Raw genomic sequence first — 12031 nt, forward strand, 5'->3', positions numbered from 1 at the left:
GCCGCGTGCTCGTGAGGGGCCGGGGACTCAACGACCCCTGGGACTGAACGCGGAGGACGCCGGACGGCCCCCGCGGTCCGGCCGGAGCAGGGCGCTGCCGCTCAGGTCCATGACCTACTCCCGGGCCGCCAGGGCCTGCTCGTAGTGTTCCCGCGCCAACCCGGTCCGGCCGAGGGCGGTGAAGGCGTGGCCCAGGTCGTGCAGCAGGTGCCCCACCCCGATGACGTCGCCGGAGCCACGGCAGAACTCCAGTGCCTCGGTGAGGGCGATCAGCGCCCGCTCGGGTTCGCCCTGCTCCAGCAGGACCTGTCCCGACCGGCGCAGCGTCCGCGCCTGCCCGCCGGTGTAACGGAGGGACTCGTAGATGCGGAACGCCTCCTCCAGCTGCCGCTGGGCGGCGTCCTTGCGGCCCTGGCGCAGCAGGACATGGGTGCTCTGGGTGAGGACGCCGGCCCGTCCCACCGCGTCGCCGCTCGCTGTGAAGTCCTCCATGGCCTGGGCGTACAGCGCGCCGGCCGTGGCGTGGTCGCCCTCCCGCCGGGCCATGAGCGCCAGGTCCCGGCGGCACAGGCCCTTCCCTCTGGGCTCGTCCAGCGTCAGGAAGAGGCTGAGCGCCGACTCCAGGGCCTGCCGGGCGGGAGCGGCCTGGTTCCGGCGCACGTACAGCGATCCCAGGGACGCGCGCACGGCGGCGACGCCGCGCAGGTTTCCCGCCCGGCTCACGGCCTCCAGCGCCCGCAGATGGGTCCGCTCCCACAGGTCGTAGTGGCCGCGCACCTCGAACAGGGTGACCAGGGTGGTGGCCAGGTCCCAGCTCAGGTCGTGCAGTCCCTCGTCCGCCGCGTGGCCCACCATCCGGCACAGGGCGGTCTGTTCCCCGTCCAGCCAGGCCAGTGGATCGGTCAGCAGCCGCTCCACGTACGGCTGGGGCGGGTACCAGCGGGGGGCGTCGCCGTGCAGCACCGTGAAGTCGCCGCCGTACACCCGGCGGTGCGCCTCCTGGGCCAGGTGCATCCAGCCGCCGGCCATCCGGGCCAGTGCCGCGCCGCGCAGTTCCGCGCTTTCCTGGGCGGCGAGCCGCTCCCGGGCGTAGACGTGGATGACCTCGTGGAACCGGTAGCGGAAGTCACCGGAGCTCTCCACCCCGACGACGTCCAGCATCTGGGCACCGACCAGGGGGTCGAGGAGGTCCGGGAGGAACGGGCGGTGGTCGTCGGCGAGGGCACCGGCCAGCCAGCCGGGGAGGGTGGGGGTCCGGGCCATGCTGAGCAGGCGCAGCAGCCGCCGGTCCTTCTCCCCGAGTCCGTCGTAGGTCAGCGACAGGCTGGCCCGCACGGTCAGTTCGCCGTGGGTCAGCTCGTCGAGCCGGTGCCGTTCGTCGGCCAGCCGGCAGACCATCGAGGCCAGTGTCCAGTGGGGGCGGGCGGCCAGCCGGGCGGCGACTATGCGCAGGGCCAGGGGGAGCCGTCCCACCGTGCGGATCAGTGCCTCGGCCGCGGGCCGTTCCCGTTCCACCCGCTGCCGGCCCACGATACGGGCGAGCAGTTCCAGGGCCCGGTCCTCGTCGAGGACGTCGAGTTCCACCCGGTGCACGCCGGGGAGCGCGGTCAGCCTGGACCGACTGGTGACGATGACTCCGCAGTCGCCGCTGCCGGGCAGCAGCGGCAGGACCTGTCCCTCGCCCGCCGCGTCGTCCAGTACCAGCAGGATGCGGCGGGAGGCGAGCCGCGTGCGGTACATCTCGGCCCGCTCGTGCGGCGACTCGGGGATCATCTGGCCGGGTATGCCGAGCGCTCTCAGGAACCGGCCGAGCACCTCCGCGGGGGTCGCGGGGGAGCCGGTGGTGCCGCGCAGGTCGCAGTAGAGCTGGCCGTCGGGGAAGTCCGCCGCGGCCAGTCGGTGGGCCACCCGCACGGCCAGGGACGACTTGCCGGTGCCCGGCTTCCCGGTGATCACGACGGGCCCGCCGCCTTCCGGGTCCCCGCCTCCGGTCAGGATCTTCTCCAGCGTGGCCGGCAGGCCGGGTTCGGCGACGAAGTCGGGTACGTCGGCGGGCAGCTGGCGTGGGACGACGAGGGCAGCTCCGGGCGGGGGCGGGACGGTGGCCGGCGCCTCTTCGGCGGCCTTCGGCCGCGGCGCGAGTGCCTCGGTGCTCCTGGTGGGGGAGCCGGAGCCGGCCGTGGCGTCCGGGGAGAGGCGGCCGGCCAGGATCGCCGCCTCCAGCTCCCGGAGCTCCGGTCCGGGCTCCAGCCCCAGTTCCCGGACCAGTAGGTCCCGGCCCCGGCGGTAGGTTCTCAGGGCCTCCGCCCGCCTTCCGGACCGGTACAGGGCGGTCATCAGCTGCCCGCGCAGTTTCTCCCGCAGCGGATGCTCGCCGACGAGCATCTCCAGCTCGCCCGCCAGTTGTTCGTGCCGGCCGAGTTCCAGCTCCAGCTGGATGCGTAGCTCCGTGGCGGTCAGCCGCTCCTCGTCCAGGTGGCGGGTTCTGTTGGCCAGGCGGTGGTTGCCGAGGCCGCTCAGGCAGTCGCCCTGCCAGAGGGCCGCGGCGGTACGCAGTAAGCCCACGGCCTCCTCGCGCCGGGCCTGCCGGCCGAGTTGCCTGGCCCGGCCCACGAGGTCGGTGAACAGCGCGGCGTCCACGTTGCCGGGCTCGGTGGTGAGGACGTAGCCGGGGGGCCGGGTGGCGATGGCCGCGGGGCGGGCGGCCCGGTCGAGGAGCTTCCGGAGACGGGAAATGCATATTTGCACTTGTGTACGAGCTGTCTTCGGTGGATCATCCCCCCAGATGAGATCCACCAAGTACTCCGTGCCGACCACCTGGTTGGCGCGCAGGAGCAACCCGGCGAGGATGATCTCCTGTCGTCCCGGCGGAACGTGCAGCGGACCATCGGGTCCGTGCACCTGCAGTGGCCCGAGAAGTGTGAAGGCGGGGTGTTCTCTTCCTGGTTCCGCCTTTGCTGATTCCTCGGCCATGATCTCCCCCTGATATCGCCCATGCCATGCCGCACACGTGCCGCCCGTTCAGCTCTTCCAGCCCTTTCCTCGCACGTCAGCACGGATTCGGTCGTTTGAACGATAACCCGGTTATGGCTGGTGTTCGAGGTGCGATCCGGCTTGTGGTCACCGAATTCCGGTGCGGAACTTGATGGTCGGCCGAAGTTTTCCGGGTGTTAACTCGCCGCGGCCTGTTTTATCCGCCGTCGCGGTGAATCCGGGGGTACGTGCGTGGTGCTCCCGGGGCGGGAAGCTGCCGGCCGGAGGGCTGCCCGCCCGGGGTGGTCGAATCTGGTTGCACGTGCTATCGCCGTCCTGCGGTGCGGACCGCGGCGGCGGGAGTGACCGAGGCGAGTACCGCGAGGAACGCGCGGGCGGCCACGACCGCGCCGATCGTCGCCCACGGCAGTGCGGGCCTGATCCGGCCGGCTCGGCGGCTGTGTCGGATCACGGGGCTTCGGAGAGGCAGCGGTTTCGTCACAGCTCCCTCATGACACCGCACTTCTCCCTCACACAGCGGCATTATTGACCGTCGAAATCGACGTGCCTGTGCCGCCGCTCGGAAAGTGAGTCCGTGAGTACCGTTCCGCCTCCCGACCGTTCCGACGACGACCCGGCCTCCTCCCTGTCCGACGAGCAGCTGGAGTCGTTCCTGCGGGAAGCCGCCGAGGGCGGGGGCACCTCCACGCCCAAGGAGCCGTCCGCGCGGGCGCGGATGGTGGCCCGGCGGTTGCGGGAACAGGACGAGGCGGCGCGGCGCGCGGAGGCGGGTGGCGGCCGTGGTGGCCGAGGGCCGGGCCGGAAGCGGAAGGCGCGGGGGGCGCGGGGGGCGCCGCACAGCACCCCGCCGGGTTGGCGTACGGGCCCGGCGTGGCAGGAGGGAGACGGGGGCGGCTCCCGTCGGCGTCGTTCGGGCGCGATCGTCGGCGTGGTGGTGCTGGCGGCGCTCGCGGTCGTCGCCGTACGGCCTTCTCTGGTCCTGGACCGGCTGCCCGGCGGGTACGGCGGCCCCGAGAAGCCGTTGGCGGCCGAGACCGCGCTGCCGACCGGCGCTCCCGGTGACCCCGCCCGGTTCGGGCAGGCCACGCGCGAGCACCCCTTCCGCGGCTCGCCGGCCGAGCGGTGGGCCGAGGGCGCCGATGCCATCGAGGTGCCGGAGGCGAAGGCACTGTCCGGCATGAGCGAGGACGACGTGGCGTTCGCGCTGCGCCGTACCAAGGAGCTGCTGGTCGCCGCCAACCTCGACCCCGGCGTACTGCGCGGGGAGCGGCCGGACAAGGCGCTGGCCGTCCTCGACCCGAAGCAACCGGAGCTGCTGCCGGAGCTGCGCCGGTCGCTGAGCGCACCGGACGAGGAGCACGACCCGCTCCTGCTCTTCACCCGCTTCGACCCGGACGAGACCCGCCTGGCCGGCGACGTGGTCAAGGTCCGCGGCCACATGACCCTGGCCGCCGGGGAGCCGGGCGTGGTGAAGGTGAACGCGGACTACACCTTCGTCTACCCGCTGGTGCGAACGGACGGGGACGACGGGGAGGTGGCGCGCACGATCGTGCGCCGCTCGCTCACTCTGACGCTGAACGACCCGGCCAGGTGGGACGTGACCGAGGGCAAGCTCCTGCTGGAGAAGTACTTCACCGAGCACGACAACACCAGTTGCGGCGTCCACGACGGCTACCTGCACCCCGGCTTCGCCGGCGACGGCCCCGGCGGTGAGCCGGCCACCGGCCCCGCGACGGACCCGTACGACCGCAGCCGGCCCCTCACGGAGTCCGACTCGGGAGGTTGCGGGCGGGTCAGCCGCACATGACCGACGGGGACGGCCCCGGGCGCTCTCCCTCAGCGCACCCGGACCCGCCCCCGCCGTCCCCCGTGAGTCAGCCCCTGCGGGCCGTCCCCCGTGAGCCACCCCCCGTGGGCTGTCCCCCGCGAGTCACCCCCCGCGAGTCACCCCCGTGGGCCGTCCCTCGTTGGTCGTCCCCCGTGCGGTGGTCAGCTGCTCACACGCGCTGCCACAGCGCCGGTACGTTCGGCGGCTGCCAGCCCTGCTGCGCCTGGTGGCCCTGGAGGCAGCGGTAGGTCGCGCCGCCGTACGTCACCGTGTCGCCCGGCTGGTAGACGGTGCCGGCCGCCCAGGTGCCGCCGGGCTCTTCCGGCTCACCCGGGTCCTCGCCGCCGTCGCCGGCCGTCTTCAGGGTGAGGCCGTAGTTCTGCAGCAGCGGGTTGATCGGCTGGAAGAACGTCGTACCGCCGCTGCGGCAGTCGCCCGAGCCGCCCGAGGTGACGCCCTGCGCCTGGCTGCCGGAGATGTACGAGCCGCCCGAGTCGCCGGGCTCGGCGCACACCGTGGTGCGGGTGACGCCGCTGATGGTGCCCTCGGGGTAGGTCACGCTGGTGTTGTGCTGCTGGACGGTGCCGCAGTGCCAGCCGGTGGTGGAACCGGAACGGCACACGGACGCGCCGACCGGGGCCTGGGTGGACCCGGTGACCTGGACGTTCTGGCCGCCGGCGCCGCTGACGTACGGGGTCGCCGTCCAACTGGAGTTGGTGGCCACCCAGGCCATGTCACGGCCGGGGAAGGTCGAGCCCTGGAAGGTGCCCTGGGCCACCCGGTTGGCGCCGCTCGTGCTCGCCCCGGTCCGCCCGCAGTGACCGGCGGTGGCGAAGCCCTGCTGGGTGCCCTTGGTGACCGGGAAACCGATCGAGCAGCGTCCGCTGTTGTTGATGTAGTACGCCTCGCCGCCCCGCAGGTCGTAGAGCGGACGGGGCCTTTCGGCGGTCTTCTCGACCCGGGCGAGTCCGGCGTCGACACCGGCCGCGTCGAGGAGGGCGTGGGCCGCGGACGGCCGTACGGCCTGCACGGTGACCGTGTTCGTCCGTACGTCGACGTACCGGACCGGCGCGTCGGTGGTGTCCCGGCCGGTGGCGGCCCGGTCCAGCCGGGACTTGGCCGCGTCCAGGTCGGCGAGCGAGTGCCGTACGACGGTGGCCGCGGCGCCCGCCGCCTCGATCGCCGCGACGTCGTCCGCGTCGGTCGTCGCCACGGTCAGCGTGCCGGACTCGGCGCCCCGCAGCCACGCGCCCGCGTAGTCACCGCCGAGCGCGGCGCGGAGCCGGGCCGCCGTGGCGCCCGCCTCGGCCTCGTTGACGAGGCGGCGCTCGGCCTGCTGCCGGTCGAGGCCGAGGTCGCGCTGCATGGCGCTGAGGAGGGCGACAGGCGCGGCGTCGGTGCGGAGGGTCTCGGCCGCGGTGGGTGCGGAGCCGGCGGGAGCCGTCCCGGCGCTCGCGGAGCCGCTGAGCCCGGCCACGAGCAGGGCGGCCGTCGCGGCGACGGCGGCACCCATGGCTCTGCTGTGTCGGTACCGGTGGGGCATGGGGGATCTCCTCGGTCTCGGTGGGCCCGGCGGGGACCGGTGGGTCCCGGTGGGGAGGTGCCGAAACCGTAGGGAGGGGCGGCCGGTGGCCGTAAGACGTCGGCTGACCCTCTCCCCGGTGTTATGGAAGGCGTTGTGGAAGGCCGTGGCCGGTGAGAGGGGACGGCGCAAGTCCCGTGCGGACCCGGCGTGCCCCGTCACGGAACCCGGTGCGCCGCCATCCACTCCGTGTAGCTGTCACTGCTCGCCGCCACCCCCGCGTGCGCCATGCGGGCCTGCGCGAGCACGGTCGCGGCGGTGTCCTGGCGTTGCGTCACCGCGTGCCAGCCGAGGAGGTGCCGCCAGGCCAGCGGGGTGCCGGTGAGCGGCCGGGTGACGATGCCGGGCGTGTTCGGGAAGGTCGCCCGGCACAGCCCGACCGCCCGCCCCACCTGCACCAGATGGACCAGGGACGCGGTGTCCGTCTCGTACATGCGGCGCGGGGTGAACCCGGCGCGGGCGCACGAAGCGGTGAAGCAGTCGCCGAAGCAGCCGTCACCGGGCACGCAGGCCCACTCCTCGCCCGCCAGCTCGGTCAGGTCCACCTCCATCCGCCGGGCGAGCGGGTGACCGGCGGGCATCATCACGAACACCGGGTCGACGGCGACCTCGCGCCAAACCAGCCCCGCGGCACCGGGCGGGGAGGCGGACCCGCAGGTTCCGGCGAGCGCGAAGTCCAGCCGCCCCTCCGCCAGCTGTTCGGCCAGTTCCCTCTCCGACCAGGACGTACAGGTCGTCATCCGGGCGTTCGGCGCCACGCCCGCCAGCCGGTCGACCAGGGCCCCCAGCAGGGGCCCGTGGGTGCCGCCCAGCCGCAGGCGTTCCGCCGTGCGCGGAGCCCGCGCGAACCGGGCCGCTTCCTGCTGCAACTCGGTCACCGCGGGCAGCAGGATCCGGCTGCGTTCCAGCACCAGTTCGCCCAGCGCGGTGGCCCGCACCCCGTGTCTGCCCCGTACGAACAGCGCGCCTCCCAGGGCCCTTTCGATCCGCTTGAGCTGTGCGCTCAGCGCGGGCTGTGCGAGGCCGAGCGCCGTCGCCGCCCTGGTGAGGCTGCCGGCGTCGGCGATGGCTCGGACCGTCTTGAGATGCCGCAACTCCAGCTCCATGAGGGGAGCTTGCGACGGGTGTGGGGCGGGGGCAAGAGGTTGGTCCGGACCTGTGGCACAAGTTGTGTCGTGAACGGGAAACATGTCCGTCACTCGGTGGCTCCGCCGCTCCTCGCCCTCGCCTCGCCGCCCGCCGCCGTCAGCGGTAACGGATCACGTGAAGCCGGTGGACTCCGGTCGGATCGAAGGAGACGGGCTCGGTCGATGAACCGACGACGACCATGACGCCCTTCTCCAGGCGGAGCGCGCTCACCAGCCGGCCGACGGCCTCTGCCATCCGTGCGGCGGACTCAGACCAACGCGCGCGCCGCGACGGGCAGGGCGTCGACGGCGGCAAGCGCCGCCTCCCAGTCCTGGTGCTCGGTCACCGACAGCACGGGCCCGAGTTCGGCGAGCGTCGGCTCACACGACCGCGACGCCGGGTACTCCCGTCGAAGCACGTCCTCCTGGCTGTACGTCAGAACTCCTGGCCCTCGTTGCTCTCGATCACCGCCCGCGCACGGCGCAGCAGGGCCTCGCGTACGTCGTCCGGGGAGAGCACGCGCAGGGGCGCGTCCAGGCCGAGGAGATATGTGGCGAGCCCCTCGGCGTCCGGGCCGCCGACGTCGACGATCGTGGCCCTCGGGCCGTCGGGACGGTGGACGCCCACGGACGGCGGGATCAGCCGCAGCGCCTGGTCCATGGGCATCGGAAGGCGGACCGTCGCACACAGCGCGTACGGCCCGGTGGCGGTGGCGCGGGAGACGAGGAGCGCGGGGTCGGGCGGCGGGTCGGTGAGGACCGCCGGCCGACCCGTGGGCCGGAGTCGCTCCACCCGGTCGGCCCGGAAGGTCCGCCACGCGCCACGCTCGACGTCGCGTGCGACGAAGTACCAGCGCCGCCCGGTGTGTACGAGGCGGTACGGGTCGACGTCCCGGACGCTGGCCCGCCCCTCCCAGTCGCGGTACGCCATCCTGGCGCGTTCGGCCTTCCGGCAGGCGGCGGCCAGCTCCAGCAGCATGCCGGGCCCGATCTGCGACTCGTCGGCCCTCGGCGTCTGCACGAAGGCGGCGTCCATGTCACCCAGCCGGTCCGCGACCCGCCGGGGCAGCACCTGCCGCAGTTTCAGCAGCGCCGACAGGGCGGCCTGGTCCCCGCCGAGTGCCCCGCTCAGCGCGGCCTCCCGCAGCCCGACGGCCACGGCGAGGGCCTCCTCGTCGTCGAGGACCAGTGGCGGCGTCCGCGTGCCGGGGCGCAGTCGGTAGCCGCCCCACGGGCCGGGGTCGGACTCGACGGCGTATCCGATCTCCCGCAGCCGGGCGACGTCCCGGCGCACCGTGCGCTCGGTGACCTCCATCCGCTCGGCCAGCTCACCGCAGGTCCAGGCGGGCCGGACGGCGAGCAGGGAGACGAGCCGCAGCAGCCGGGCGGAGGTACTGAGCATGTTCTCGGAGTCTTCCACACGGGTCCGCACGGCCAGGTACGACCAGACATGACGGGGAACGACCGGGAACGACCGGGAACGTGACCAGGACCGGAACTGTCCTGGTCACGTCCTAGCGTGCTTTCCATGACCACCACGGCACACAGCCCGGCACCCACGTTCCGCTACTCGGCCGTCACCTTCGACTGCCCCGACCCCGCCGAGCTGGCCCGCTTCTACGGCGAGGCCCTCGGTCTGCCCGTCGCCTTCTCCACCGACGACTTCGTCCTGCTCGGCGGTCAGGACGGCGCGGCAGGCCTGGGCTTCAACCGCCTCGCCGACTACCGCCGCCCCACCTGGCCGGACCCGGCCCAGGAGAAGCAGGCCCACATCGATCTCGGCGCCGACGACCTGGACGCGGCGGAGGCCCGCCTCGTCGCCCTGGGCGCCACCAAGCCCGACTTCCAGCCCGCCCCGGACCGCTGGCGGGTGCTGCTGGATCCTGCGGGGCATCCGTTCTGCGTGTCCACGGTGGCGTGAGACCGATCGGCACCGGGTGGTGCGCCCTCCTGTCAGCCGGACTCCATCAGTTCCTTGAGCCGGGCCAGGTCGGCGGCGACCGTGCCGGCGTCGCGCTCGAAGTCGGCGTCGGTCGTCTCCGGCTGTCGGCGGAGGGTGAACACCACCTCGCTCGCGGTGCCGTCGGCGATGACGCGGACCGGGTTGTAGACGGTCTCCCCGGAGGGGAGCGTGACGTAGTGGTCGAGTACGCCCAGGTTGTTGCGCGGGGCGAAGGCGACCCTGACCCGGCCCAGGGAGGAGGAGTCCGCGATCCACTCGTCGGCGGTCTTCTCGATGGAACCGCCGAGGCCGTGGGCCCACGCGGGCAGGTTGGCCGGGTCCGAGGCGTACGCGTAGACGTCGGTGGCCGTGCGGTCGATGTGGATGCCGAGGTGGCGTGACTCCTTGCCGATGCTGTTCATGGCAGTGACGGTAGTGGGCCGTCGGCACCGGTCTCTTGAACGAATCGGACGCGCCTGTTCCGTCGATCGTTCCCGGCACCTGTCGTCGACCTGTCCTCGCCGCCCGAGCGGGCCCAGGGTGTCCGGGCGGCGCGATATGGGGGATGCTGCTGTCCGAACCGCTGGGGGGCCAGCCGGATCAGGAGGGGGTGGCGTTCGTGAACGGGGATGCCGGACGAGAGCGGTGGGAGATCACGCGCGGTGAGGTGAGGGGATGGCCGGGTGAGGTCTCGCACCGGGTGGCGATCGGATACGGCGCGTTGGCGGGCCTGGTCACGGCGTTCGGTGCGACGTTCTCGCTGCTGTTCTTCGACGGCTTCTCCTGGGGTCTGGTCCTGACCTGGGTCCTGCTCCTCGCGTCGGGGCCCGCCCTGGCCACGCTGTTCTTCAGCAGACCGGTGGACAGACGCCGCCCGGCACGGGCCATCGGGCAGGGCCTGATATCAGTGCTGTGGCAAGTGGTGTGGGCCGCACCGTTCAGCGTCGTCATCTCTTTCGTCGTACAGTCCGGCTCGCCGTTCTGGCCACCTTTCGTCATGTGGCTGCTCAACGGCAGCTACTGCGCCTTCTGGGCCGCCCATGTCAGCACGGAACCGCCCGCACGTGCTGCCGGCCGGCCCAACCGGCACGCCCCGCCGCCGCGTACGGCCCCCGCCGTTCCGGTTTCGTCCGCGCCCCGGTCGGCGCGGGAGGAACAGGCGATCACCGAGTTCGGCGCGCTGCTCAGTGCCCACCCCTTCGACGCGAGCCTGCCGGGGGTGGCGTACCCGGAGGTGGCGGACCACTCGCTCGCGCTGGACGCCTACGACCGTGCCAAGGATGCCGCCGCGGGTGAGGTGCGCGGCATCCTCGCCGAGGGAAGGGCGGCGTTGGCCCGGCTCGACGCCCGGATGGGGCTGGACACGGTCCACTCGGGATCCGGCTGCTTCTTCGACCACCGCCACGGCCCGGCCGTGGTCAGCGTCGAATGGAGCCCGCGTGGAGGCACCTCGCGGCGCGTGGGGGTGTGCCGTGCCGATGCCGTACGGCTGGCCGACGAGCGGCGGCGGTCCTGAGCCATCCGGCTACCCGACGCGGGCGGACACCTCGTCCTTGGCCGGCTGTATCTCCGTCAGGCGCCCCGGGGCGACGACGCGGAGCGCGGTTCGCAGGGCGTCCGGGGACTGCTCGGGACCGCCGCGTGGGCTCACTCCTCTTCGAAGATCTCCTCAGCCTTCGGCACGGTGACGGCGCGGGCGAGCCAGCGGCGCAGGACCTCGGGATCGTCGCAGCCCGTGACGCGCTCGCGAACGTCATCGGATACGTCGAGTCCACGCTGCTCCAGGACGAGCAGGACATCCTCGGCCCGCCCCTCGGCCCGGCCCTGGGCACGCCCTTGCTCGCGGCCCTCGTCACGGATCTCTTCGGAGATGTAGGACTTGTAGAAGGAGAGGTCCACGGCCACCAGGTTCCTCCAGAGATATTGGGCCGGGCGGTTCCCCAGGCCTTGAGCGGTGAATTCGATCAGTGGGTCTGCTACGTCTTCGGGAACGTCCCGCAGCGCGGTGGACAGGGCTTTCAGTATGGCACCGATGTCCGGGTTCGCCGCGTGCGTGATAGCCGCCAAGGCGGTCAGTGCCAGGTCGGTACGCGCCTCGTCGGGGTCGGTGATCACCGGCATGTTGTGGGGCCCGGCGACGATCGGCCGTACGGTCAGAGAGGGCCACGAGCAGAATCCGATGGGTTCCGGCCGGGTCGCCCATTCGGCCGTGGCGCGGTCCTGGCAGACCACGAGCAGCAGCGGTGGCAGTCGGTACTTGCTGCGCAGGTACGCGAGGTAGTAACTCCAGCTGGCCGGTTTCTCCGGGTCCTTCTTCTTCTGCGCCTCGACCGCGAGGAGGAAGGGCCCGTGTTCCTCTGTGTCGATCTGCAGCAGGGTGTCGATCCGACGGTCGACAGGCTTTGTCTCGGTGACGTCGTTGGGCAGCACTCTGACTGCGGTGGCCTGGGGAAAAGGGATGCTGAGTGCTTCGGAGACGCGGGAGAACAGCCCCGGGTAGTCCTGGAAGATGAGGTGCATCGCCTCGTGGGACGAGCTGACCATGTGGCTTCTTTCGT

General features: G+C 72.7%; 12 protein-coding genes. 3 read left to right on the plus strand and 9 right to left on the minus strand.

Annotated features, from left to right (window positions below):
- Positions 1–114 precede the first annotated feature (114 nt).
- Positions 115–2973: an AfsR/SARP family transcriptional regulator gene (locus ACH4NX_RS14555; protein ID WP_398127074.1), complete on the minus strand. Its 2859-nt coding sequence runs from the start codon at positions 2971–2973 to the stop codon at positions 115–117.
- A 595-nt stretch (positions 2974–3568) separates the two neighbouring features.
- Between ACH4NX_RS14555 and ACH4NX_RS14560 the strand changes: the two genes are divergently transcribed.
- Positions 3569–4801: a hypothetical protein gene (locus ACH4NX_RS14560; RefSeq protein ID WP_398127076.1), complete on the plus strand. Its 1233-nt coding sequence runs from the start codon at positions 3569–3571 to the stop codon at positions 4799–4801.
- A gap of 190 nt (positions 4802–4991) precedes the next feature.
- Here the strand turns inward: ACH4NX_RS14560 and ACH4NX_RS14565 are convergent, their stop codons facing one another.
- The 5 genes from ACH4NX_RS14565 to ACH4NX_RS14585 form a co-directional block, all read right to left on the minus strand.
- Positions 4992–6365 (minus strand): carbohydrate-binding protein, encoded by a 1374-nt coding sequence (locus tag ACH4NX_RS14565; protein WP_398127077.1) that lies wholly within the window; start codon positions 6363–6365, stop codon positions 4992–4994.
- A gap of 197 nt (positions 6366–6562) precedes the next feature.
- Positions 6563–7510, minus strand: a complete 948-nt coding sequence (locus tag ACH4NX_RS14570; protein WP_398127078.1) for a LysR family transcriptional regulator — start codon at positions 7508–7510, stop codon at positions 6563–6565.
- A gap of 139 nt (positions 7511–7649) precedes the next feature.
- Complete coding sequence (locus ACH4NX_RS14575) at positions 7650–7787, minus strand: hypothetical protein (protein ID WP_351389556.1); 138 nt, start codon at positions 7785–7787, stop codon at positions 7650–7652.
- Between the two features lie 13 nt (positions 7788–7800).
- Positions 7801–7950, minus strand: a complete 150-nt coding sequence (locus ACH4NX_RS14580) for a hypothetical protein (RefSeq protein ID WP_398127079.1) — start codon at positions 7948–7950, stop codon at positions 7801–7803.
- Between the two features lie 17 nt (positions 7951–7967).
- Positions 7968–8933, minus strand: coding sequence for a helix-turn-helix transcriptional regulator (locus ACH4NX_RS14585; protein ID WP_398127080.1), 966 nt, complete (start codon positions 8931–8933; stop codon positions 7968–7970).
- A gap of 126 nt (positions 8934–9059) precedes the next feature.
- Between ACH4NX_RS14585 and ACH4NX_RS14590 the strand changes: the two genes are divergently transcribed.
- Positions 9060–9452 carry a VOC family protein gene (locus tag ACH4NX_RS14590; protein WP_398127081.1) on the plus strand — a complete coding sequence of 131 codons (393 nt, stop codon included), beginning with the start codon at positions 9060–9062 and terminating at the stop codon, positions 9450–9452.
- A gap of 32 nt (positions 9453–9484) precedes the next feature.
- On the opposite strand, the gene ACH4NX_RS14595 is transcribed toward ACH4NX_RS14590, so the two are convergent.
- Positions 9485–9895 carry an SRPBCC family protein gene (locus ACH4NX_RS14595; RefSeq protein WP_398127082.1) on the minus strand — a complete coding sequence of 137 codons (411 nt, stop codon included), beginning with the start codon at positions 9893–9895 and terminating at the stop codon, positions 9485–9487.
- Between the two features lie 143 nt (positions 9896–10038).
- On the opposite strand from ACH4NX_RS14595, the gene ACH4NX_RS14600 reads away from it, so the two are divergent.
- A complete protein-coding gene (locus ACH4NX_RS14600; RefSeq protein WP_398127083.1) occupies positions 10039–10989 on the plus strand; it encodes a hypothetical protein in 951 nt (316 codons plus the stop codon).
- 9 nt (positions 10990–10998) lie between these two features.
- On the opposite strand, the gene ACH4NX_RS14605 is transcribed toward ACH4NX_RS14600, so the two are convergent.
- Both ACH4NX_RS14605 and ACH4NX_RS14610 read right to left on the minus strand, forming a co-directional pair.
- Positions 10999–11124, minus strand: coding sequence for a hypothetical protein (locus tag ACH4NX_RS14605; RefSeq protein ID WP_351389553.1), 126 nt, complete (start codon positions 11122–11124; stop codon positions 10999–11001).
- A complete protein-coding gene (locus tag ACH4NX_RS14610) occupies positions 11121–12017 on the minus strand; it encodes a hypothetical protein (RefSeq protein ID WP_398127084.1) in 897 nt (298 codons plus the stop codon). The genes ACH4NX_RS14605 and ACH4NX_RS14610 overlap by 4 nt, the downstream gene beginning before the upstream one ends.
- Positions 12018–12031: the final 14 nt, after the last annotated feature.

The organism is Streptomyces sp. NPDC017225, assembly GCF_044331465.1.
Taxonomy (GTDB): domain Bacteria; phylum Actinomycetota; class Actinomycetes; order Streptomycetales; family Streptomycetaceae; genus Streptomyces.

What these genes read in the sequence shown, in the direction of transcription:
- ACH4NX_RS14555 (WP_398127074.1), bottom strand. Translation starts at nt 2,973, where the DNA reads ATGGCCGAGGAATCAGCAAAGGCGGAACCAGGAAGAGAACACCCCGCC.
- ACH4NX_RS14565 (WP_398127077.1), bottom strand. Translation starts at nt 6,365, where the DNA reads ATGCCCCACCGGTACCGACACAGCAGAGCCATGGGTGCCGCCGTCGCC.
- ACH4NX_RS14570 (WP_398127078.1), bottom strand. Translation starts at nt 7,510, where the DNA reads ATGGAGCTGGAGTTGCGGCATCTCAAGACGGTCCGAGCCATCGCCGAC.
- ACH4NX_RS14575 (WP_351389556.1), bottom strand. Translation starts at nt 7,787, where the DNA reads ATGGCAGAGGCCGTCGGCCGGCTGGTGAGCGCGCTCCGCCTGGAGAAG.
- ACH4NX_RS14585 (WP_398127080.1), bottom strand. Translation starts at nt 8,933, where the DNA reads ATGCTCAGTACCTCCGCCCGGCTGCTGCGGCTCGTCTCCCTGCTCGCC.
- ACH4NX_RS14590 (WP_398127081.1), top strand. Translation starts at nt 9,060, where the DNA reads ATGACCACCACGGCACACAGCCCGGCACCCACGTTCCGCTACTCGGCC.
- ACH4NX_RS14595 (WP_398127082.1), bottom strand. Translation starts at nt 9,895, where the DNA reads ATGAACAGCATCGGCAAGGAGTCACGCCACCTCGGCATCCACATCGAC.
- ACH4NX_RS14600 (WP_398127083.1), top strand. Translation starts at nt 10,039, where the DNA reads ATGCTGCTGTCCGAACCGCTGGGGGGCCAGCCGGATCAGGAGGGGGTG.
- ACH4NX_RS14610 (WP_398127084.1), bottom strand. Translation starts at nt 12,017, where the DNA reads ATGGTCAGCTCGTCCCACGAGGCGATGCACCTCATCTTCCAGGACTAC.